The organism is Nocardia abscessus NBRC 100374 (assembly GCF_000308455.1).
Lineage (GTDB): Bacteria > Actinomycetota > Actinomycetes > Mycobacteriales > Mycobacteriaceae > Nocardia > Nocardia abscessus.
In genome coordinates this window covers 44998-67975 of the sequence record NZ_BAFP01000272.1, presented here as the reverse complement: position 1 = coordinate 67975, position 22978 = coordinate 44998, and the positions used below count along the sequence as shown (strand labels likewise).

The window sequence follows — 22978 nt, the reverse complement described above, 5'->3', positions numbered from 1 at the left end:
TGCCGCGGATCAGGGCGCCCGCTTCAGCCGGATGTCACCGCCGTCCGGCGCGCAGTCGCGATGTGGTCTGCCTGTGGTCGGAGACGAAACAGGTTGTCCCAGTGAGAGTCCAGCCGCTGTTTCGCCTCGTCGAGCGGCAGCGCGCCGAGTGTGCCTTGTTCGTGCTCGATGAGAAGTTCCCATTCCCGGAGTCTGCGAAGCCCGTCGCGGGTCTGGAAGTCGAAGGTGGTCCCCCACTGTCGGCCGAACCAGTCCTCCACTCGTTGATCGAGTTCGGCGGCGGTGAGCGGGCGGTCGGCCGTGCGCAAGAAGTGGTAGGCCAGCACGGCTTCCTTCACCTCGGATTCCTCGGCGGCACCGAGTAGATGGTGGAACACTCCCGCATCGTTGTCGAGATTGCGGAAGTAGAGGTGTTCCGACAGCGTCTTCATCAACTTGATCTTGCGATTTTTGAACTTGGAGAACTGCCGCACCAGGTAACCGCCGAAGGCGGCCAACCCGGCGCCGAGGGTGATCAGCGTGGCCTGATCCAGCCGTACGGATTCCTCGCGCAGCCCGATCCAGAACGCCAGCATCAGTACCAGCGGCCCCAATGAGGCGACCAGCTTGGTGACGACCACGACGATTCCGGAGACCACCGCGGGGACCCCGATCAGCAGCTTGTCCAGTGGCCGCATCCGCACCCGAACGCTCGGATACAGCATCTCGAGGTCGTTCTTCGGGACGTTCTGGAACAGCTTCAGCAGCACACCGCCGTTGGGCCGATCCGCGACCGCCTCCGGACGCTCGGTGAATGCGATGTACACCAAAACCTTGCCGTAGCTGGTGAATTCGATGCTGCGCCGCCGCAAACCGAACAGCCACCGCACCTGTTCGGTGCGCTGCGACACCCCGCGCCGGAAGAACATCGCGGTATCGATGTCTTCCTGGTCGACCTCCAAGCGCAGCTTCACCAGGGAGTGCTCGGCGAACGCGCGCTCGATCTCAGCGGCATCGATACGCGTGAAATCCGCCGCCTCGGCCAGCGCGACCAGCTCACCTTCCACCCTCGCCCGCGCCGCCGCCCGGCGCTCGGCCGTAGCGGCACGGACCGTCCGCTCGTCGTCCGCGGGATCGACCAGCTGATAGGCATCGAGTGCAGCCTCACCGCGCACATGGAACTCGTAGTGCACCACTGCCGCCAGCAGACGCGCGAACTCCACAAACGACTCGCGTTCCGCGGCGGGGAGTTCATCGGCACACAGAGAGATCACCGCGCTCTTGCGGAACGGCAGGAAGTGTTCGGCATCCATCGGCAACTCCTCTCGACGGACCGGCCCGTCGGCCATAACCATAGGAGGAAAGCCGGTGCCGGGCACCGTATGTTCTTGCCGCCTGGTGGGACCTACTTCACGGTGATGGTGATCGTCTTCGTCTGCGTCTCGGCGGGCAGCTTGGTGGTGTCGACCATCAGCACCTCACCCGAGTCCTGCATGCCGTTGGCGAGGAGCTTGGCCTTCAGCCCGAATGGCGGCTGGTCGCCGGTGGCGGCATCGATGCCGAAGTCGCTGTCGTCGGCGATGTAGAGGGTCCTGCCGCCGTCGCGGGTGGCGACTCCCTCGATCTTGTCGTGGCCGAAGAACTTGCCGCCGGCGTCGAGGCCGTCCAGCAGGCCGCCGAGGTCCAGGTTGGACTTCTTGGCGACGGGGACGATGCCCGCCTTCCGGAGCGTGGCGACGCCGTCGGCGGTGGGCACGGCGCCGACGAGGAGTTCCAATGGCTTGCCGTCCACCAGCAGGCCCAACTCCGGATCATATTGCGCGCCCTGGACCTTCGCCCGCGGGCCGACATCGGTGGCGCCGGTGATGTCGATGGTCCAGAGTTTCTTGTTCGCCCTGGGCGCTTTGTTGCCGTCGCGCTCATCGACCAGGAAGGTGGTGTTGCTCAGCGCGGTGATCTCGGAGACCGCGAGCTTCTGCTTCGGATCCTCGAGCGGATACACGAATTCTTCGACATCCCGGGTCTTCAGATCCACGGTGACGATTCGCGTCATGGGCACCTCACGAGCCGACGCGACACCCGGCTCGCTCAGTGCGCTCTGCACGATGCCGACCAGCGTGTTGCCGTCCGGCGTGACGGTGAGCCCCTCCATCCCCTGGTTGGGGGTGCGCAACGAAAACTCGTTGGGCAGGCCGCGGCCCGGCGCCAGCCGCTCCAGCTCGGTGCCGTTGGCATCGAAGTGCACGATGAACGGCCCATACTCGTCGGACACCCAGAAGCTTCCGTCGGGCATCGCCACCAGGCCCTCGCTGTCGATGCCGTGATCGGTGGGCGGCAGGATGGCGCCGTCGAGGGCGCGGATGGTCTCGCCGGTGCTTGCGGAGGTGTCGACCAGGCCGTTGAACGGCCGTCCCGCCGAATCCTTCAGGGGAATGGCGCTTTCCAGCACCGCCTTCGTGCCGACCAGCTTGAACTTGGCGATGGCGGGCGTAAAAGACGGTACGGGCGTGATCTTCTCGTTCTTGCCCTTGCCGTCCACATTCGGCCCACGGTCGGTCAGACCGTAGAACTCGTCGGTCGATCCGGGCACCGGGGTGAACGCCGACCCGTACCCACTGCCCTGCAAGCTCACCCCGCCGAAGTCACCGAGCGGTGGAATATCGGTGGTGAACAGCTTGACGGCGTCGGTGGTGGTCACGGTGACGCTGTCGGTCCCGGTGTACCCGGCCGCCGGCGTGTACACCACCGCACCGTCGGTGCGCCGGGTGATCGTGCCGTGCTGCGGATCGGCGATCCCGACCGCCGCGCTGCCGCCGGTCCGGGCGAGCAGATCGTCCAGCGAGATCACCAAGGGCTGATCTTCGGTCGCCGTGAAGTCCCCCTCCGAACTCGATGAGGAGCATGCGGACAGAACGGCGCTCGCGCATACGGCCACCATGACGACTGCGCTTCGGGTACGGCGGTGCATTCTCACCAGCGATGCGTACCGACCGCGCCCGACCATCAGTTGGCATCGAGCTGAACTCGAGCCGTCCATCCCCACAACCATCCGATCATTCTGCCGCGACACCGGGCTGGATGCGTGGCCACCCGGACGTGGTTTCGGATTCAGCTGAGTCGCGGATACCGGTCGCCGACGAGTGTTTGTCCGGGTTCCCGGTCGGGCACCTTGTCCTGATACCACGAGTCCGGGTTGGGGTCATAGACCGCCTCTGCGTCGATGTACACCGATGCCAGGGAAATCCGCGTCACCTCCGTATGATTGGCACCGGCCGAGTGGACCAGCCGAGCGTGGTGGAAAGTGCAGTCACCGGCTCGCAGCGGAACGGTCACTTGGGGCCACCACCGCAATTCCGGTCGAACGTCGAACGGCTCACCGTCCGCGGGGACCGTGTCACCGGGCCAGCGGTGTGATCCCGGAATGAACGTCAGGCATCCCCGCTCCACGGGCACATCGACCAGCGCCACCCAGGCGGTGAGGGTGACCGGCGCCGCCGCGATGGGGAAAGCAGGCTCGTCGATGTGCAACGGTGTGGGGGCGCTTCCCGACGAATGCTTGCGCAGCAGTTCGGATTTGAACATGCGCAGCGACCGCCCGGCCAGACGCTCGGCGATGGCGGTGATCTCGGGATGCAATGCGAGCCTTCGCATCTGCGCACTGGCGTTCTCCGGTTCGGCGACCCAATCCATCACGTTCCCGCCTTCGGGTGCCTCCCAGGAGACCGTGGGCTGCTCGTGCAATTGGGTACGGGCTTCGGCCAGGAACTCGTCCACTTCCGTCGCATCGAGTACTCGTGGAATGTGGACGTAGCCGTCTCGGCGGTATCGCTCGACGAATTCGGCCGGAAGGTTCTGCGCTGTCGTGATCTCGCCGCCGCTACGACCAGGATGCTCGGTTGTTTCAGTCACAAGACGCACGATAGGAGCCGCTTAGGGCGAATCACGTCCTAAGCCGGAGAGCGCCCGGTCGAAAACCGTAGTACCTCTGTACCAGTCGCTCGTAGACACGAGCCGGGACCAGCCTGCGGGTCCAGAAGGACAAGCGGACGTCTCGGCCACAGAGGTAGGACTGCCGTGGCCGGTCCGCCGCCAGGATCATCGCGACCTTCCGGGCCACCGCTGCGGCGGGCTGTCCGGCGGCCAGATAGCCGCGCACCAGGTGGAGTACGGCGGCGCGGTCGTGGTCGTACACCGAGATCGGGGTAGCCACATGAACCGCCGTGTCGATGATCGGGGTGACCGTCCAACCGGGAATGAGCACCGAGACGTGCACGCCGGACCCAGCCGTCTCCATTCGCGCGGCCTCGCCGATCCGTTCCACGGCCGCCTTGGTGGCCGAATACCACCCGCCGTACGGCTCGGCGATGGCGCCCGCTCCCGAGCTCACGACGATCACCCGGCCTTCGCCCTGGTCGCGGAGGAGTGGCAGCACTGCTCGCAGCACGCGGTGTGTGCCGAGCACGTTAATGTCGTACAGCGCCGCGGCCTCCTCGGGTGTGGTCTCCTCGACCGCGCCGACGACGCCGTATGCCGCGAACGTGACGACCGCGTCGATCCGGCCGTGCCTGTTGTGCGCGTCCTGTACCCAGCGGTTCACCGCCTCGGCGTCACCCACGTCGACCTGAGCGATGTCCGGCGCCGCCATCCGATCGCATCCTTCGACCGTATATCCCAGCGCGGCAAGATGTTCCGCGGTGGCCGCGCCCATTCCGTTGGCGGCTCCGGTGACCAGCACGACCGTCATGCGGCACACACCTTCAGCACCCGTGGCAGAACCTCCAGCCGCGCCGACTCCACCATCGTGATCTCGCCGTCCAGTTCCAGTGGCGCCGGACGGTCGGGCCGCAGTTCCACGACCGCGTCCCGATAGCACACCGCCAGCCGCGACCGCCGGAATCGCCCGGCGTACAGCCCGGCGACCAGGCCGAGTGTCCGCAGCCTGCCCGCTTCGGCCCAGATGTTCACGTCGAACCGGCCGTCGGCACGGGTGACCGCGGTGTCGTAGTGCATGCCGCCGGCGAAGTGCACGCTCTTGAGCACGCCGATGTTCGTGATCGGGGCGGCATGCATCCAATTGTCGCCGCGCACCGCGACCGGCAGCGGCCGATGAGTGGCGATGGTGGCCAGCGCCGTGGCGAGAATGGCGGCATCCACGCTGCGCGACTTGAGCCAGCCGATCAGCCCGGCGGCCTGGTTGAACGAATGATTGCCCGCCGCGACCAGTCCCATACTGGCGTTGAGCAAGAAGTAGCGCACGGCGCGGGTGCCGTCGGCCAGCAGCACGCTGGCCTTGCCGACGTCCACCAGGTCAGCGCGCGCTGCGTCGATCCGCACCGGAACGGACCCGACGCGGGCGCTGTCGGGCACCGGTTTGTGGAAGTCGTTGGAGCTGCCCAGTCCCACCGCGCCCAGCGCCGAGCCGACGGCGCGCGGGCGGTCGGTGGCGGGGTCCATGAGGGCGTTCAGCACCAGGTTCACCATGCCGTCGCCACCGGCGGCGACCAGCACGGACGGTGGATTCGGGCGGGTAACGGCTGCGCGCACGAGCTCGGTGGCGTGCTGTGCGTCGGCAGGCAGTTCCACGGAGAGGTCCGGGTGCCGAGCGCGCAGCACGGATTCCACCGGCTCCCAGCGCCGGAGTGCGGTGCCCGCGTTCGATCGCGGGTTCAGGACGACGAGCACAGATCCTCCTCGATGCCGAGCCATCGGCGTAGTGCGCGGTGGTCTCCGGTCGTGATCAGTCCGGTCCGGGCCACAGTGGGTGGAATATCGGTTGTCCGCGCGCCCAGCAGGAACACGGGGATCCCCAGTTGCGCCGCGGGTCCGTCGTCGGCCGGGTCGTTGCCGACCATCACGCAGTCACCCGCCGCCGCGCCCAGCCGATCGAGCAATTCGCGATAGAAATCGAGCCGTGGCTTGGCGCGGCGCATGGTCTCGCCGCTGGTGACGAAGGCGAACGAGGTGAGATCGTGTCCACCCCAGCGGATCCTGGCTTCGACGGTGCTGCGCGGCCACAACGGGTTGGTCGCGACCACCTGACGCGCACCCGCCTCCGCCAGCCCGCGTACCGCCGCCACCGCTGCCGGTCGTGCCGGGAAGCACGCTCGCAACCGGGCGAATTCGACCTCTGCCAGCCGGGCCAGGCGGGCTTCCACCACGTCGCGGCCGGTGCCGACGCGCTCGGCGAGCAGCCGCAACATCAGCTCCGTGTTGGTGTGTTCGGTGTCGTTGGCACGTACGTCGCGCAGCGTGCGGCCCAACAGCGGCAGGAAACGGTGCGGTGGCATGAGATCGCGGAATACCCAGGCCGCTCCCGTGGGCATCAGCGTCGCGAAGGTGCGCCGCCGCTGCCCGATCAACGTGCCGTCCAGATCCCACAGCACGGTCGGTCGTGGGCTCATTCCTGGCTGTCCAGTACTGCTTGCAGGTCCGCTCTGGTCAGCCCGAGGCGGGCGGCGTACTCGTCGATGCCGGGCGGCGCGGGCCGCGCACCGCCGATCTCGGTGCGGGTCCGGAACTCCCCGGCGTATGCCGCGCCGAGGTCGTAGACCGTCTTGGCCAGCGCGGCGGGAAACAGCCACCGGCCCAGGTCGCGCTGGAACACCCGGGTCAGGCGGTAGGGCGCGATCAGGCGGGCGCCGACGGCGGCAAGTGCGCCCGGGTCGCGCACCGAGTTCATCCGGGCCGCCTCCGCGCCGGGGACCAGTAGCAGCCCGGACCACAACCGCCGGAAGCCGTCCAGTTTCTCCCACGGGTCGGCGGTCATGTTGAATTCGGTGTAGGCCTTCTCGATTCGGGAGGTGTGCGTGGAGCGGCTGCGCAGCAGCGTACGCACATCGGCGATCTTGCGTACGGTGTCGGCGCGGGTGAATCGGTCCACGCGCGGTGCGATACGGTCCAGCAGCATGGCGAAGTGCGGGTCGGGCACCAGCCGGTGGGCCAGTGCGAGGGCGTGGTACATCAAGCCTTCGCTGCCTGCCGCCGCGATCTGCGCGGCCAGCAGGTCGTAGTCCAGGTCGGCACCCGCATAACGGGCCAGGTTCCAGATGTCACCGAGCTCGCGTACGCCGGTCTTGTAATAGGGCAGGTGGATGCCCAGATGGTGCAGGTTGTCCTCGTGCGCCATCGCCCATGCGGGCACGCCGTGGAAGTCAATGGGCCGCACGCGTTTCCAGATCGCGGCGTAGTCGACTGTGTAGGGTGCCAGCGGCGTGATCAATCCCCAGTGTGTGCCCACCACGAGCGCGCCGTCGCGGGAGACGAACGACGGCAGGTGGTGGGATCGCTCGGTCCGCGCCTTGGGCGCCTTCCCCAGCAGCTCCGAGGTCGCGAAAAGACCCAGTTCACGGTAGATCTCGACGGCCACGTCGATCTGGTCCGGTTCCAGCAGGATGTCCAGGTCGTTCATGCGTTTGTAGCGCGGGTCGTGGTAGATCTCGGTGGCGAAAAGCATGCCTTTGAGCACCACGCAGCGCACGCCGCGTTCGTCGAAGCGCCGCAGCAGTCGCACCGCACCGGCCAGGCGGCGGTCGTTCGCGGTCGCGATCCGCTCGGTCGCGGCGTCGAACCGTACCCGAACCAGTGGCGGAACGCGCGGATACACCTCGCCGGCGATCAGCGAACGCCGCACCAGCGGGACAGTCGCGTTCAGCTGAGCCAGCTCGAAGAAGGCCGCCCAATCGGTGACCCGGTGGGCCAGCTCGACCAGCGCGGCACGTTCCTGTTCGGTGGGTGTGGCCAGCGCTGCGTACACCAGCAGCCGATCGGCCTCCGTCCCACCCGCGGCGATCATGGTGTCGGTCATGTCAAGCGATCCCTTCCTGTTCGGGATGGAAGCCGAAGCGGCGGGCGACGACGTCGATACGGTCCAGAGCGTGGTCGAGGTGGTCGCGGGTGAGGGTGGCCATCATGCTGATGCGCAGGCGCTGCTGGTCGCGGGGCACGGCCGGGAACTCGACGCCGTTGACGAACACGCCTTCTCGGTGCAGGGCGGCGACCACATCGGCGACGGCGAGACGCTGCGGCACGAGGAGCGGGATGATCGCGGTCTGCGGGTCGACGGCGAAGCCCATGGCACGCAGACCGCGCACGAAATATCCGACGTTGTCGTGCAGTCGCGCCACCCGCTCGGGATGCGCGGCGAGGAAGTCGATTCCCGCCAGCACCGCCGCGACCACCGAGGGTGCGAGCGCGGCGGAGAACATGTAGGAGCGGGCGAAGAAGCGCAGGGTGTCCACCAGGTCTCGGGATCCGGCGACGAAACCGCCGGTGCCGGCGAAGACCTTCGAGAACGTGCCCATGGTCAGTTCCACCGCTCCCGGGCCGAGCCCGAAGTGCTCGGCGGTGCCGTGTCCGTGCGCGCCGAGCACTCCGGTGCCGTGCGCGTCGTCCACTGCCAGCCACGCGCCGAACGCGTCGCACAGCGCGCGGATCTCGGCCAGCGGCGCGATGTCGCCGTCCATCGAGTACACGCCCTCGACGGCTACCACGACATTCGCACCCGGATTGCGCCAGCGGATCTGCATCAGCCGGTGGCGCAGGTGTCGCAGGTCGTTGTGCGCGAAGGCCATCGAGCGCACGCGACCGAGCTGGATGCCGTCGTAGAGGCTGGCATGGTTCTGCTCGTCGTAGAGCAGCACATCGCCTTTGCGCAGCAGACCGGTCACCCAGCCGACATTGGCGGCATAGCCCGAGGAGAAGACCATGGCGTCCTCGCAGCCCTTCAGCTCGGCCAGCCGTTCCTCCAGCCGCCGGTGCAAGGTGGTGGTGCCGTTGAGCAAGGGCGGGCCGCCGTGTCCCACACCGTATTCGCGGATCGCGGCGATGGCCGCCTCGACGATGGATGGTTCGTTGCCGAGGCCGAGATAGTTGTTGGACCCGAGCATGATCAGCTCGTCGGTCGCGCCGGTCGCCGGATCGCGCACCGGCACGACCGCGCCGGACGGTCCGGCCACTTCCCGCAACACGAAACCGCTGCCGCGAGCGTGCTGGGCATACAGCCGGAATTCCGCGAAACGCTGTTCGAACGTGTGCGCGGCGGGGTCGAGGTAGTGCTCCAGGCTGAAGTTCTCGCCGTGGGCCAGATCGGGTGCGGTCATCGTCGTTGCTCCTGCCCGAGCGTCACGGTTCCGGCGCGGCCGTCCAGTACCAGTACGTCACCGTTTTCGATCAGGCCGGTGACCCCCGGAACGCCGACGACCGTGGGGATACCGAGTTCGCGTCCGATGATGGCGGTGTGGGAAAGGAGGCTGCCCCGTTCGCTGACCAGGCCGCCCGCGGCGACCATTAGGAACACCCAGCCCGGGTCGGTGGTCGAGGCGACCAGGATCTGTCCGTCGATCGCGACGTCCGGGTCCGGGCTGCGCAGAACCAGCGCGGGCGCCTCGACGCGACCGGGGGCACAACCGATTCCGTGCAGTACTCGCGCTCCGGCGGCGACACTCTCGCCCGGTTCCTCCAGCGTGACATCCGCAATTCCCGCCGCGGCGATCCCGGTCGTGACGATGCGGGAGGGCAGTCGTTGGGCGCGCCAGCGCTCGTAATCGGCCTTCCGCACGGCGACGATACGGGTGGTGTCGGTGTCCACCGCCGTTCCGCGGGTGAGGGCCGCGATCTCCTCGTAGGTGAGCCAGAAGATATCGCGCGGATCGCTCAGCAGGCCGTCGGTGTGCAGTCGCCTGCCGTACTCCCGGAACACCCGCTTGACCAGGCCGAAGGAGCGGCTTCGGCCCAGCCGCATGTTCTCCCGCTGCTTCACGTGTTCGCGGGCGAGACGGAGGGCGAAGCGAAACATCCAGCGCTGCAGACGTTTACCTGCGAACAGGTTGTCCGCCTCGCGCTCGGCGGCGCGGCGGATCGCTTGCTCGCGCGCGATCATGTCGTCGGCGTTCTGTCCACCGCGCAGATAGTTGCGCAGCATGGGCACCAGTCGTTCGGGATGCTCGCCCAGTGGATCGGTCTCCAGCTTGAGTTCGTCCACGGTGCGGTCGCCGAACTCCCTGATGTGGCGCAGGCAAGCCGCGTGGAAGTTCGCGAACCGATCTTCCGACAACGCCGTCCACACCTCGGATGCGGTGGCCGGGCCGTCGAACAGCGCACGCAATGCCGAGTCGGCGCGCACTTGCGCGGTCAGTGCCAGTGCAGAACGCACCGGATCGACGCTGTCCACACCGTCCTCGCCGCAGAACAACTCGTTGCGCAGGGTGAGCGCGGCGTCCTCGGCCGAGCCGGCTCGTCGCAACTGCAGTCCGACCACATGGAACATCTGCTGAGCGAGGAAGTCGTTGAAGATCTGCACCGAATACGCGGGCACGAGCTCGTCGAAGAAGCGTTCCGTCCAGGCCAGCAATGCGTGTGCGTCGCGCTCGCGCTCCGGTGTGTCCTTGTCCAGTCTGCGCTCGAGGTCGGCGGTCGCCGCCGCCAGCGCGGTGAAGAACGCGCGCAACCGCCGGGGCAGACGCAGCCAGCCGAGCAGAATGATCGCGAACACCCGCAACCGACGTGCGGTCGCGCGTAGCCGGGCGATGCCACGGGCCGGTGGGGGCGGCCGCTGGTATCGGTTCTCGATATTGAGCGCCGCCTCCCACCCTTCGATGGCGAAGTCCATGCCGGGTATCTCGAGAAACAGCCGGTACCAGTTGCTGATGTTGTAGTAGATGCGGCCGCGTGCGGTGGCGACCAGATACGGATACAGATCGGCGGCGTTGCGGTCCACGATCCGCGCGGTGGCTCCGAAATCCCGATGACAGGCGCGGAAGACCCGCTCGTAGGCGGCCCGTAGCACGGAGAAGGTCAGCGGACTCGACAGTCCCGGATACGATTCGGCGACATTGACATTGTCGAAGACGGTTTCGCGCGCACCGGTCGCCGTGACCGGTCTGGCCTGCAACAGGTGCAACCGCCCGTCGGCCGTGTAGGCGAACTCGATGTCCTGCGGCGCGCCGAAGTGGTCGGCGAGTTCCCCTGCTACCTGCGCCAACTCGCGAATTCTCGGGTCGGAGAGTGCCGCGTCGGTCACCGGGACGGCGAGTTCTTCGACGGTGGTCCTCGGACCGGTACGCGAGGGCACCACGCGGCTGCGCTTCTCGGCGACGATCCGAGAGGTGATGGCGCCGGTGGCACGATCGACGAAGTAGGTGTCGCAGTCCACCGTGCCCGCCACCACGCCCTCGCCCAGTCCGAGCGCGGCCGCTACGACCGCTTCGGACGGGTCTCCGGTCTGCGGATTGCAGCTGAACACCACCCCGGAGACGGCGCTGTCGAGCAGTACCTGCACCACGACGGCGCAGGCGACCGGCGTGTCGTCGAGACCGCGGCGCGCTCGGTAGAACAGGGCCCGTTCCGACCATGCGGAGGCGAGCACCGTTCCGATCGCGGCGGGCAGACCGGCCGCCGGGACGTTGAGCACGGTGTCGAGCTGTCCGGCGAAGGAGTCGGTGGCCGAGTCCTCGCCGCGCACCGACGAGCGCACGGCGAATCGCACGTCGGCCGCGGCGGCTGGTCCGGCGCTGGACAGTTCGGCGACCGCGGTGTCGAGTTGGGCCGCGATGTCCCCGGGCAACGGTTGTCCTTCGACGAGGGCACGAATCCGGGTCGAGACGGACCGCAGTGCGGCCGGATCGTGGGGGTCGAGCCCAGCCAGCAAGTCGGCGACGGCAGCGGCGGACGGGGCCAGTAGCCGTGCGCAGGTGTCGGTGCCCAGCACGACGAACGGCGGCACATGGTGCCCGGCAGCCCGCAGCCTGGCGAGGTTGGCGGCCTTGGCGCCCGCATACGCGGCGGCCGCCGGGTCCGCCGCGAGGGCTTCGGCGCGCTGTATCGCGCCGGAGGTGGTACTGGTCATCGTGCTGCCTCCTGTCTGGCCCGGGTCGCCGGGACGGCGCGCTCGCGCCGGGTCAACCGGATCAGCACCGGGTCGGGGGTGCTGGAGATCTCGGGGCGCTCACGCACCCGCATCCCGTTCACCAGTTCGATGTCGTAGCGCGACAGCAGCATCGCGAGACCTACCCGGATCTCGATGAGCGCCATCTGCTGGCCGACGCACAGATGCGCGCCCCAGCCGAAGGGGAAATACCGGAACGGCGGGCGTGCCCGGTTCCGCTCTTTCGTGAACCGGTCGGGATCGAAGGTCAACGGCGAATCCCAGAACCGCGGCAGCCGATGGTTGACGAACGGGCTGATCACCACGATCGCGCCGGGCCGCAGGTCGAACCGGTCGAATCGGTCCGGCTCGAGTGCGGTGCGACTGAACGCCCACGCCGGAGGATGCAGGCGCATCGCCTCATCGATCGCGCGGCCGGTGTACTCCAATCGGGGCAGCGCGGCCCGCACGGCGTCCGGATCGTCCGGCGCGTGCGGCAGCGCGTCGATCTCCGCGCGGACCCGCTCGAGCACCGCCGGGTTGCGGCCCAGTTCGTAGATCGTCCAGGCCAGTGCCCCTCCGGTGGTCTCGTGACCGGCGAGCAGGAAGGTCAGCACCTCGTGCCGCAGTTGCTCGTCGTCCATCGCGTGCCCGGCGTCGTCGCGGGCGGCGAGCAACCGGGCGAGCAGGGAGTGGGCGTCGTCGGTCTGCCGGTGCCGCCCGATCACCTCGTCCACCACTCGGTGCAACCGTTGCCGCACCGCCCGCAGGCGCCGGTTACCCGGCGTCGGGAGCCGAGGCGGCAGCTGGACCGGAGCGGCCATATGCCGCATGACCCACGAAACACCCTGACGCACATCGTCTTCGATCTGCGGGAGCACACCGTCGAGGTCTGCTCCGAGTACCGCGCGGCACACGACGTCGGCGGCGAACCCCATCAACTCGGGCACCAGGTCGAAGACCGCGCCGTCGTCGGCCCGCGCGTCCAGGCGGGTCCGCAACCGTTGCCCGCATTCGACCATGAGCGGGATCTCGGTCTCCACGTGACGGCGCGCGAAGACCGGCTTGATCAGGGCGCGCTGCCGTTTCCACAGCTCGCCGCCGCTGGTCAGCAGGCCGGGGCCGAGCAAATGGTTCAGGCTTCGGTAGCTGATTCCTTTCTCGTAGCGCGCCGCGTGGGTGACCAGCACCTGTTCGATGTGCTCGGGCTCGACCAGCAGGTGTACGTGCTGGTGCGCCAGCCGCAGCCGGACGCTGCCGTAGCCGAGCGCGGACTCGTAGAACAGGCTGAGCGGGTCGGCCCGATAGCGGGCGTAGGCGCCCAGTGGGTGTCGGAGGGCCGGCCCGTCGAGGCGGCGATCACCGGTTCTCGGCGGCGTTGTCATCGCGCCCCGCCTCCCCCGCGCACGGCGCCGACCAACTCGTCCGCATCGTCGTTCAGCAGGGTCCGCGCCGCGGCGCGCTGGACCTTGCCACTGGTGGTTTTGGGAATGCTGCGTGGCGCGACGATCCGCACACCCGCGGCCAGCACTCCGGTGCGTTTGCTCACCGCGGCGCGCACCGCGCGGGCCAGCGCGCCGTGCCCGGCCGGCGCCTCGGCGGATTCGACGATCAGGTGCAGCTCTTCCGATCCGCTCCCGGCATCGGTTCGCCCCACCGCGACCACGCCACCCGGTCGCACGCCCGGCACCTGCTCGGCGGCTATCTCGAAGTCGGTGGGCAGGTAGTTCGCGCCGCGGATGATGATCAGGTCCTTGCGTCGCCCGGTGATCCGCAATCGTCCATCCCGCAGGTAGCCGATGTCGCCGGTGTCCCACCAGCCGTCCACGCGGGTGGCGGCCGTGGCTTCGGGCAGCCGGAAGTAGCCCGGTGTGGTGGACGGTCCACGGAATTGCACGTGGCCGATCAGATCCGCGCCGCGCGGTGAACCGTGCTCGTCCACCACGCGGACCTCGGTGCCCACCACGGGCGCACCACAGTCGACGATGTCGAGCGCATCGCGGTCACCGGCCGGAACGTCCACTGCTACACCGTCTTCGGCGAGTCCGCGACGGGAGACCGAGTCGAACGCGATCGGCGCGCGGGGATCGGACACGGTCACCGCGAGCGACGCCTCGGCCAGCCCGTAGCACGGCACGAGCGCGTCTGTGGGAAGTCCCCAAGCGCCGAACCGGTCGACGAACCGCCGCACGGTGGGCGGGTGGATCGGTTCGGCGCCGCAGAACAGGAAGCGCCATGCGGACAGATCCACTCCGTCGAGTTCGCTGTCGGCGATCCGCGCGGCGGCGTAGCCGTAGGCGAAGTTCGGTGCGGCTGTGAGGGTTCCGCGATGCCGGGTGACCGCGCGCAGCCAGTCCGCCGGGTGGCGCAGGAATCGGTTCGGCGGGATCAGTACCGCGTCGATGCCGCGGAACAGCGGTGTGAGGAATCCGCCGATCAGGCCCATGTCGTGGTGCAGCGGCAGCCAGCCGACCCAGGTGTCGCCGGGGCCGATCGCGGCGGCGCGGGCGATCTGTTCGCAATTGGCGGCCAGATTCGCGTGGGTGATCTGAACCCCCTTCGGCGTACCGGTCGAGCCGGAGGTGGCTTGGATGAACGCGAGGTCGTCCGGTGCGGGCAGGTGGGGCGCGAGCGCGGGCGCGTCCGGTGTGCGAGCCAGCGCGTGCAACGACGAGGCGTCGATCGCCGCTACCGACGCGGGCAGCGGCAGCGTGGTGGCCACCGCTGAGGTACTCACCACGGCCGTCGGCTCCAGATAGGCCAGCAGCCGCTCGAATCGGTCCAGGAAGATCTCCGCGGCCCCGAAGCCACCCGGGGTGGCGATCGCGGTGGGCACCGCACCGAGCAGCAGTGCGCCGAAGAATGCCGTGACGAACTCCGCCGAGGTGGGCAGGCACAGCAGTACCCGGTCGCCCCGGCGTACGCCGCCGGCGGCCAGACCCGCCGCCGCGCGGCTCGCGACGGTCAAGAGATCATCGTGCCGCCAATGAATCTCGTCGTCGTGGTGCGCCGTGGCACGCTCGGCGAGGATGATCGTCGATGCCGCCGCCGTACCTCGCTCGGCGGCCGAGAGCAGCGCGTGCACGATGCTCGGGTGTTCGGGGCGCAGTTCCCCGGATGGTGTGGTCATGTCCGGTCCTTCACGTAGCGCACGATCGTGGCGACCGTGGTCAGCCGGACGGCGACGTCCTCCGGGATGCTCACGGAGAAGGCTTGTTCCAGCTGAATGGTGAGTTCGATGGCGGTCGGCGAGTCGAGTCCGTAGTCGATCAGCGGCACCACCGGGTCCAGGTCGGCCGCAGGCACCCACAGCACCTCCCCGACGATCGCGCGGACCCGCGCCTCCAGATCGGCCGAGCCGATGTCGTCACGTGTGCTCATCCGAGCAACTTCCCTTCCGTCACGCAGGCGCGCACCGATTCCTCGAGGTCGACGTCGTCGCCAGTGTCGATGCGGTGGAATCCCACCTGCGGAAACGCGCTCGCGAGGGTCTCGCGCACCTGTTCGTAGCCTGCGCGCAGGGCGGTCAGCCGCTCGGCGGTCTCATGGGCCTCGACGGGTCCGTGGCCCGACCGCTGCACACAGCGCGCCGCGGCCTGCTCGGGCGGGGCGTCCAGCCACAGCACGGCATCCGGCAGCGTGGTGCGGAACCGTTCGGCGAACCCGGACACCGCGCCCGCGATGTCGCGACTCACCAGCTCCGCGATCTCCGACAGCAGCAGCCACGGGTCCGGCGAGCTGCCCAGCCGTGCGGCCTGGGCGTGCTGCCACGCCAGGATGTCGGCGAAAGTGCCGGGCCGGTGGCGCTCCAGTACCGCGGCGATCTCGTCCTGCCGCTCGCGGCAGCGCCCGTCGGTGCCCGCCAGCGCCACGTACAGCGGACCGTAGACGAGCAGTTCGATCAGCGGATGCCGTTCGCACACCAGCACATCCGGTGACCAGGTGCGCAGAAAGTGCTGTTCCACCGGCCCGAACAGGGTCATCTGCAGGTACATCGCGGTGGCCTTCATCGCCACGTCGCCGATCTCGTCACAGCCGACGCTGAATGCCCTGAGCTGCCGGGACAGATCGGTGAGCGGAACGTTGCCGGTGTCGTGGAAGTCGGGACAGGTCATCGAGGCGAACCCGCCGCCCTCGGATTCCTCCGCCAGCGCGCGGAGCGCGGCCAGCACCGAGGACTTGCCCGCCCCGTCGATGCCGACCAGCGCCACCCGGCGGGTGTGCCCGCTCATCGGTCGTCCTCGCGCAGCTGGGTGAGCACGGCCGCGGTGATCTCGGCCTGCGCCGCGGTGCCGTCGAGCCGGATCCATCCGAACTCGTCCGACAACGCGTCGAGCGCCTCGTGGCTGCGCTGCTGGAAGGCCAGGAACGACTCCTCGTCGCCGTAGCCGCTCTCGTAGTCGCTGCGCAACCGTTTGCGGCCCAGCGCGTCCTGCGGCCGCACGGCGAGGTAGAAAGTGCGGTCGGGTTCCGGGAATCCCGCCGCCAAGCTGCGCAGTACGACCGGATCGCCGCCGTGGGCGACTTCGGTGGCGTAGTACTTGTACCAGTACGCGTTGGCGAGCAAGATGTCCGCGCCGCGTTCGGCGGCCAGATCCAGTGACAGCTGCATGGCGTGGAACAGGAAGTGCGCGCGGCTGAGCGGGGTCAGCAGCTGGAGGTAGCCGTAGATCTCGGCGGGATTGCGCCAGGGCAGTTTCGAGGAGATCTTCGGGTCGAGGAACGCGTCCCAGATCGTCACCGCGGCGACGCTGTGTCCCTGCGCCTCGAATTCGGCGGCGATCCTGGCCACCTGGGTGGTTTTGCCTGAGCCGTCACCACCCGCGAGGCAGATGAGACGTTTACGTGCGGTCAGTGTCGTGTCCTTTCCCGTACCGCGCGGGACGCGGGGTGCTGCGGCAAGATCTGATGAGGTCGTGACGGTTTCCCGGATCACGCGAACCGGCGGCGAGGCCGCTTCCGGCTCGGCGCGCGCGGCGATGTCCGGACGCGGCTGGTCGGCGACCGACTCGGCCGGGGCGGGGTGGTCCGTCGCGGGACCCGCGACGAGGCCGGCGTCCAGGATCCGCACCACTCCCGCGCTGCCGTCGATCCGGATGCGCTGACCCGATTTCACGGCGGTCGTCGCACCCGCCACATTCAGCACGGCGGGGATGCCGTACTCGCGCCCGATCACGGCGGCGTGCGACAGCATGCCACCCACCTCGGTGACCACACCGGCAACCAAACCCAACGCGGGAGTCCAACCCGGGTCGGTGAAGCGCGTGACGAGGATGTCACCCTCGCGCAATTGGTCGATGTCGGAAAGCGCGGTGATCACCCGGGCCGTTCCCTCGGCAACGCCGGGACTGCACCCGAGGCCGGTCAGGTCACCGTCGGCGACGGCGCGCACCGCCGCGACGGTCACGCCGCCACCGAGTTCGTGCGGTGGCGTCAGATCGCGGTATCCGGCGTACATGGCCCGGCGATAGGCGAGCACGGAGGCGAGGTCAGCGGCGTCAACCCGGCCCGCGACCACATCGGTCAGCTCGTGGATGGTCAGCTGGAACGCGTCGTCGGCACGTTCCAGCGCACCCGCGGCGGCCAAACGGGTGCCCGCTTCCACCACGTAGGCGCGCACGACGGCGTAGCACTGCGAGGAGAACTCGCGCATCCGCTCGCGGGCGACGAGATACCGTCGCATCCGCTCGATCTGCTTGTCCAGCGCCTTGGCGTACCGCACCCGGGTGGTCGGCCGGGCACGGACCCGGGCGCGGACCGCGGCCAGTTCGGACTCGTAGCGTTTGCGCTGCTCCACCAGCGTGGCCGCGGGGTCGGCAGGCGCGGTGCCGTGCTCGACCATCACCGCGATCATCGATCGCACCCGCTGCGGGTCCTCCGACCAGCGTGGGCAGGTGAGGTCGAGTTCGGCGTCGGCGTGGAAACCTTGCTCGGCGAGGAAAGCCGCGAGCGCGTCGTTCCACGCCGGACCGTCCAGCCCGGATTCCTTTGCTACCCGGTGCAATTCGACGATGCCGCGTTGCAGCGCCATGTGGCTGATCTCGGCGAGACCACCCATCAGGTCGATGGCGGAGCTGGTCGCGCCGGTGGCTGCGTCGACCTTGTCCAGCAGCTGTTTGAAATCGGTCTGCACGCTGGAGTTGTGATAGATCGTCGTGAAGTAGGTGCGCTCGGTGGCGGCGTGCAGCGTGAGCAGGCAGTCGGCGAGGTCGGCGGCGAAGGTCGCCTCGTCGGTATGCGGTAGCGCGCGCACCCGCTCCTGCCATGCCTCGTACTTGGCGGGCCAGCTCGCGGCGAAACTGTCGACGGCGGCGAGCTGTTCGCGATAGCTGCGCTGCACCGCCAGCGCGACGGGCAGCGCGCGGGCGATGGTCAACGGCGTGTTCGGCGTGCGGATCGGCCCGTCGGGGCCGTATTCGTTGAGGACGCCGAGGTCGTCGTCGAAGTGCTGCTCGTCGAAACCCGGGATGCGCTGGAAGCATTTCTTCACCGCGCTCACGTTCCAGTAGGCCCGGCCGTAGTACATGGCCATCCAGTCCGGCTCCTCGCCCGGCCCGGCCAGGCCGAGCCCTTCGAAGAAACGCTGCATCGAGTACTGGAAGGCGTTGTCGTACAGCGAGAACATCATCGGCGTGCACACCCGGGCCGAGACGCCGCCGTCCCGCAGGTCCGCGTCGGAGAACTGGTCGATGTCGGTACGCCAGCTGATCGCGGTCACCGCACGGGACTGCAGCAACCACAACGCGCCGTCGCCGTCGATCGCCCATTCGATGTCCTGCGGCCGATGCCGGCGGGCCTGCACCGCGAGCAGCAGCGCCGCCAGCGCTGTGGTGTCGGCGGCCGTGAGCTGGACGTCCTCGTCGCCCGCCTCGCGCGTCACCACGCCGCCGTCGGACAGACGCAGTGTGTAGCGAGTCGGTGTGACCTGCCCGGAGACCAGGCGCTCCCCCACGCCGTGGCAGGTCTCCAGCACGGCGTGCTCCTCGACGCCGGTGAGCACATCGATGCTGAAACCGACACCGGCGCAGCGCGCCTCGACCATGCGCTGCACCAGGACGGCCACCGTCGCATCCGCGTCGGCCATTCCACGCCGGGACAGATACGCCCGTACGCGCTCGTTCCGAACCGACGCGCGGCATCGCTCGATGTGCGTCCGCAGTGCGACCGGGTCGGCGATGTCCAGATAGGACTCGTACTGGCCCGCGAAACTGGCGTCGTCGAGATCCTCGAGGACTCCGCTGGAGCGTACGGCTACCGGGAACCCGCCGATGGCCCGCACCCAGCCGGACAGCTCGTCGTCGGAGACGCCGTCCAAGTCCAGGTCGGCGGGCACGACGAATCCGGGTGGGACCGCGAAGCCGTCGGCCAGTAGTTCGTGCAGGGTGGCGGCTTTGCCGCCCGCCCGCGCCGGGGAGAAGTCGGCCGCGCCCAGGAACATCGAGGCGGACGCGGTGGCGGGAGTGATCACGGTGGTGGCTCCTGTCGGAAGCAGAACCGGGCGTACGTCGTGGCGAGCGGCCAGACTCCGCGCCGAGCGGACGCCGGCCACGGTGAGCGCTCCGTAGGACGGGCTCGCGGTGCGCGGCTCGAAGCCGAGCAACAGCGTCTCGGCCATGCACGCGTACACGATTCCCGCGGGCAACCCGGTTTCGGGGAAGGGAGGGGTCTGGCCCAGCGGCAGCGCCATGCGGCCGCCGTCGAGCAGGGTGAGGTGCGGATGCTCGGCGACCGCCGGATCCACGTCCCCCGGTACGGCCAGATCGCAGATCAGCACCGGGTGATCGGCGGCGAGATGCCGTGCGGTGATCAGCGGCTCCGCCGAGTTGGTGGCGGCCACCACGACCCGGCAGTCCCGCAGGTCGGCCAGATCCTCGCTCACGACGACCTCGCCGGGCAGTCCGGCGGCCACTCGGCGCAGGCGCGCCCCGGCACCGGACCTGCCCACCAGGACCAGCGAGTCGGCGAGCGGGGCGAGCAGTTCGGCCATGACCGCGCCGATATTGCCGAGTGCGCCGAGGACGCCGACCCGCCGCTGTCCCGGCGGGAGTGCGGTCAGTTCGGCGCTGAGCAGCTCGTAGGCGCAGGCCGCGGTGAGCGAATTGCCGGAAGTGACCGTGACGGTGTCTTCGGCCACCTCGCGAGCGGCATCGGTGACGATCGACGTGTAACCGCCCAGACCGATCACCGTGGCGCCGGCCGCGACCGCCTGTTCCACCGCGTGCCACACCAGTTCGCGCAGATAGGTCCGCTCGCCGGCACGCTGGTGCGCCACGATCTGCTCGGCCGTCAGCGGCAGTGCGAGCAACAGCATCTCGACTTCGGCGCCGGTCGGTGAGCAGACCGTCTGCCTGGTCAGCTCGAACGGGTCGGCCACGGCGCGCAGACGTTCGAACAGAGCGGCGAATTCCGAGTCGGTCCAGCTCTCCAGTGCGGGGGCCAACCGGCGTAGATCCGCGGTCTCGGGCAGGTTCGCCAGGAACGCCACCCGCAGCGGCGCGCGTGGGTCCCGCGCCGGTGGGGTGTCGGCCCGCCGCGGCAGCGGAGCGCGGTCCGGCGCAGTGGTCTTCGTGGTGACCGGGGCTGCCAGGTGTGCCAGTAGCCGGTCGTAGCGGCCGCGGTGCAACAGTGCGGCGACGTCGTCCAACGCTTCCGTCAGCCGCCCGATGGCGGCTTCGGTGACAAAGGCCGAGGGCTGGACCCGCAGCGTCGTAGGCGCGGAGAGGGTGGGCAACATGCGGATCGCGTGCCGGTGCAGCAGGTATCCGGCTACCACGTAGCCGAACATGTCGGGCGCGCAGATCTCGCGCAGCAGCGCTGATTCCGGCTCCGGCGCCCGCAGCTGCACGCCCTGGAGAAGCCCGCGCCCACGCACCGCGACGATCTCTCGCGGCCAGCGGCGGGCCACCTCGTCCAGCTGCGACCGTAGCCGGGCTCCCGCATCGCTTATCCGGATCTGGTTGTCGCGCAACAAGTTCAGCGTGGCATCCGCGACCGTGGCCGACAATTCGTCGTCGGCGAAGGTGGAGGTGTGGTAGCGACCGAAGTCGGCGACGGCGTGCGTGCGGTCCACCAGCAGCGCGGCGATCTTGACCAGCCCGCCGCCGAGCGATTTCGACATCAGGTAGTAGTCCGCGCGCACACCGGACGGCGCCGACGCCAGGAACGTGCCGGTTCGGCCCATGCCGCATTGGATCTCGTCGAAGACCAGCGCCGCCGTGTGCCGATCCGCGAGTTCGCGCAGGGCCAGCAGGGTTTCGGCGGGAACTTCACGCACGCCACCTTCACCCTGTACGGGCTCGGCGAACACCGCCGCGACGGGCGACAGACGCCGCCAGGTGCGTACGGGCGCACCGTCGGCACCGAAGCCGATGACGCCCACCGTGCACAGCTCGTCCGCGAACGCGCCGGCCACCTCGTCCGGCGCCCAAGTAGCGAGCCGGCGCCGCTCCGGGCCCGGTACAACGAAGTCGGTCGGTGTATCGGCGTGTTCGGTGAGCGCGAAGGCGCCAACGCTCTTTCCGTGGAACGCGCCCGCGAGAGAGACGAATACCGGCCCGCGCTCGCGGAGCCGCGCTATTCGGTCCAGCGACTCGGTGAGCACCGCCGCGGCGGTCCGCATCTCCGGGTCTCCGGTGGGCGCGGTCGGGCGCACGTCGTGCAGGCGGTCGCGCCGGAGCCGACGCAGCGTCCGCCGCATCTCGGCGTCCAACTCGGAAAGGGCGCGTGCGTGCGCGACCGCGGCGTGCCGTATCGCCGCCTCGACCGCGTCGGCCCCGGTGGAGCCGAAGGTCACCACATACTCTCGGCCGGTGCCCACGCCGACCGACTCGGACAGCCGCCGCGCCAACCGCGCGACACCGGGCCGGACACTGCCCTGCGCCACGAATGGCACCTGCTGGTTCAGCGTCGCCGTCGCAGCCCGCACCAGCGCCGGATGGTTGTGCCCGAACAGTGCGGCGCCGAAGCCGCCGACCAGATCCAGAACCCGGGTGCCGTCCGCGCGGACGAGATAGTCACCCTCCGCGGCGGTATAGACCACGTCCAGGTGGCAGGCCCGTAGCAATCGCGCCAGGCCAGGCCGGTTGTACTCGGCGAAATCGCCGAAGGCGTCCGATTCGGTGGGCGGCATCTGTTCCTGCCGCCCGGTACGCGCGGTCACGCTCGCGCCCCGGCCCGCGCGCCGCGGGCCGTCTTCGCTGTCACACACGCGATCACTTCGCGCGCGGTGTGCAGCGCCGCCGCCTCCTCGTCGGAGATCGCGATTTCGAACTCCCGCTCGAGCTCGACCACCAACTCCACCGACCGCACCGAGTCCAAGCCATAATCGAGCAAGGGTGTATCGGGATCTATTTCGACCGTGCGCAGACCACGCGAGAATATCGCGTGCACCCGTTGTATCACAGCATCGGATTCATTCATTCAGCGCCTCCTCAACCGCGCGGCGACCATTTCTGCACGCACGGGACATATGTGCCGATCGAGGTTCATACCACCGTTTCGAACCGGATCTACACAGTTCAGTGCAGGTTTCTCGGCCTGCCGAGTCCGCGATCACTTACCCTCCGATATCCGCGAACGGGGCAGCCGAATCTCGCTGTCCCGCCTTCCACGTGCCGGATACTGCGACACCGCCACGCGTTCCCACATCTGTACACCCGCACTATGTGAGCTGCAATCCGAAACGCTCTGCACAACAGCATGTTTCATGGGAAGGCAATTCTTCGGCTAATTTTCTCGACTATGTTTCCGGAAACAAAGCCGAACACCACGAGAACCGCGACAGGAAACGCGCTGTCCCAGACGATTTGACAGCAGGCTTTCCGTAGGTAATCGCATCAACTGTCACCGCGCGACACAATAATTTGCCCATTTTCGGAAACTCCGCTGTTCACGCGGCGTTCAGTCGGCGGACAGGCTAAAATAAATACCAACCCATCGGTATTTATAGCTTGGATCACCCCTACCGTATCGCGGCAAGAATATGAAGTCACGTAACGCGGTTTGTGCCGTGCACGCCGGGACGTTTCGCCCATCTGGAGACCAGCTAACTCCTGGACCCGCGGAAGCGTGTGACGCCTCTCATTACCTGTCGGTAGTATGCGGAAATGCTGTGACTGGCCACAGTTGGCACCGGCGTTG

The 22978-nt window shown here is 68.7% G+C and carries 15 protein-coding genes; all 15 read right to left on the bottom strand.

The features are described 5' to 3' along the window. Positions 1-23: 23 nt before the first annotated feature. Positions 24-1292 carry a TMEM143 family protein gene (locus ON19_RS35825; protein ID WP_051169663.1) on the bottom strand — a complete coding sequence of 423 codons (1269 nt, stop codon included), beginning with the start codon at positions 1290-1292 and terminating at the stop codon, positions 24-26. 92 nt (positions 1293-1384) lie between these two features. After that, complete coding sequence (locus tag ON19_RS35820; protein WP_043703318.1) at positions 1385-2917, bottom strand: esterase-like activity of phytase family protein; 1533 nt, start codon at positions 2915-2917, stop codon at positions 1385-1387. Positions 2918-3087: 170 nt separating this feature from the next. Then, positions 3088-3888: a phytanoyl-CoA dioxygenase family protein gene (locus ON19_RS35815; RefSeq protein WP_051169662.1), complete on the bottom strand. Its 801-nt coding sequence runs from the start codon at positions 3886-3888 to the stop codon at positions 3088-3090. Between the two features lie 31 nt (positions 3889-3919). Then, on the bottom strand, positions 3920-4723 hold the full coding sequence (locus ON19_RS35810; protein WP_157230025.1) for an SDR family NAD(P)-dependent oxidoreductase: 804 nt from the start codon (positions 4721-4723) through the stop codon (positions 3920-3922). Then, complete coding sequence (locus ON19_RS35805; protein WP_043703317.1) at positions 4720-5661, bottom strand: diacylglycerol/lipid kinase family protein; 942 nt, start codon at positions 5659-5661, stop codon at positions 4720-4722. The genes ON19_RS35810 and ON19_RS35805 overlap by 4 nt, the downstream gene beginning before the upstream one ends. Then, on the bottom strand, positions 5646-6380 hold the full coding sequence (locus ON19_RS39545; RefSeq protein ID WP_083899871.1) for an HAD family hydrolase: 735 nt from the start codon (positions 6378-6380) through the stop codon (positions 5646-5648). Before ON19_RS39545 ends, ON19_RS35805 begins: the two co-directional genes overlap by 16 nt. Beyond that, entirely contained in the window at positions 6377-7783 is a 1407-nt protein-coding gene (locus ON19_RS35795) for a nucleotidyltransferase domain-containing protein (protein ID WP_043703316.1), read from the bottom strand. The genes ON19_RS39545 and ON19_RS35795 overlap by 4 nt, the downstream gene beginning before the upstream one ends. Position 7784: 1 nt before the next feature. Next, positions 7785-9077 carry an aminotransferase class I/II-fold pyridoxal phosphate-dependent enzyme gene (locus tag ON19_RS35790; protein ID WP_051169659.1) on the bottom strand — a complete coding sequence of 431 codons (1293 nt, stop codon included), beginning with the start codon at positions 9075-9077 and terminating at the stop codon, positions 7785-7787. Continuing rightward, positions 9074-11821 carry a PEP/pyruvate-binding domain-containing protein gene (locus ON19_RS35785; protein ID WP_043703314.1) on the bottom strand — a complete coding sequence of 916 codons (2748 nt, stop codon included), beginning with the start codon at positions 11819-11821 and terminating at the stop codon, positions 9074-9076. Before ON19_RS35785 ends, ON19_RS35790 begins: the two co-directional genes overlap by 4 nt. Continuing rightward, on the bottom strand, positions 11818-13224 hold the full coding sequence (locus tag ON19_RS35780; protein ID WP_051169658.1) for a cytochrome P450: 1407 nt from the start codon (positions 13222-13224) through the stop codon (positions 11818-11820). The genes ON19_RS35785 and ON19_RS35780 overlap by 4 nt, the downstream gene beginning before the upstream one ends. Further along, positions 13221-14969, bottom strand: a complete 1749-nt coding sequence (locus ON19_RS35775) for an AMP-binding protein (RefSeq protein WP_051169657.1) — start codon at positions 14967-14969, stop codon at positions 13221-13223. Before ON19_RS35775 ends, ON19_RS35780 begins: the two co-directional genes overlap by 4 nt. Further along, entirely contained in the window at positions 14966-15220 is a 255-nt protein-coding gene (locus ON19_RS35770) for an acyl carrier protein (protein WP_051169656.1), read from the bottom strand. The genes ON19_RS35775 and ON19_RS35770 overlap by 4 nt, the downstream gene beginning before the upstream one ends. Next, positions 15217-16071 (bottom strand): nucleoside/nucleotide kinase family protein, encoded by an 855-nt coding sequence (locus tag ON19_RS35765; RefSeq protein ID WP_157230024.1) that lies wholly within the window; start codon positions 16069-16071, stop codon positions 15217-15219. Before ON19_RS35765 ends, ON19_RS35770 begins: the two co-directional genes overlap by 4 nt. Further along, on the bottom strand, positions 16068-21998 hold the full coding sequence (locus tag ON19_RS35760) for an aminotransferase class III-fold pyridoxal phosphate-dependent enzyme (RefSeq protein ID WP_157230023.1): 5931 nt from the start codon (positions 21996-21998) through the stop codon (positions 16068-16070). The genes ON19_RS35765 and ON19_RS35760 overlap by 4 nt, the downstream gene beginning before the upstream one ends. Then, positions 21995-22258, bottom strand: coding sequence for an acyl carrier protein (locus ON19_RS35755; RefSeq protein ID WP_083899870.1), 264 nt, complete (start codon positions 22256-22258; stop codon positions 21995-21997). The genes ON19_RS35760 and ON19_RS35755 overlap by 4 nt, the downstream gene beginning before the upstream one ends. Positions 22259-22978 lie beyond the last annotated feature (720 nt).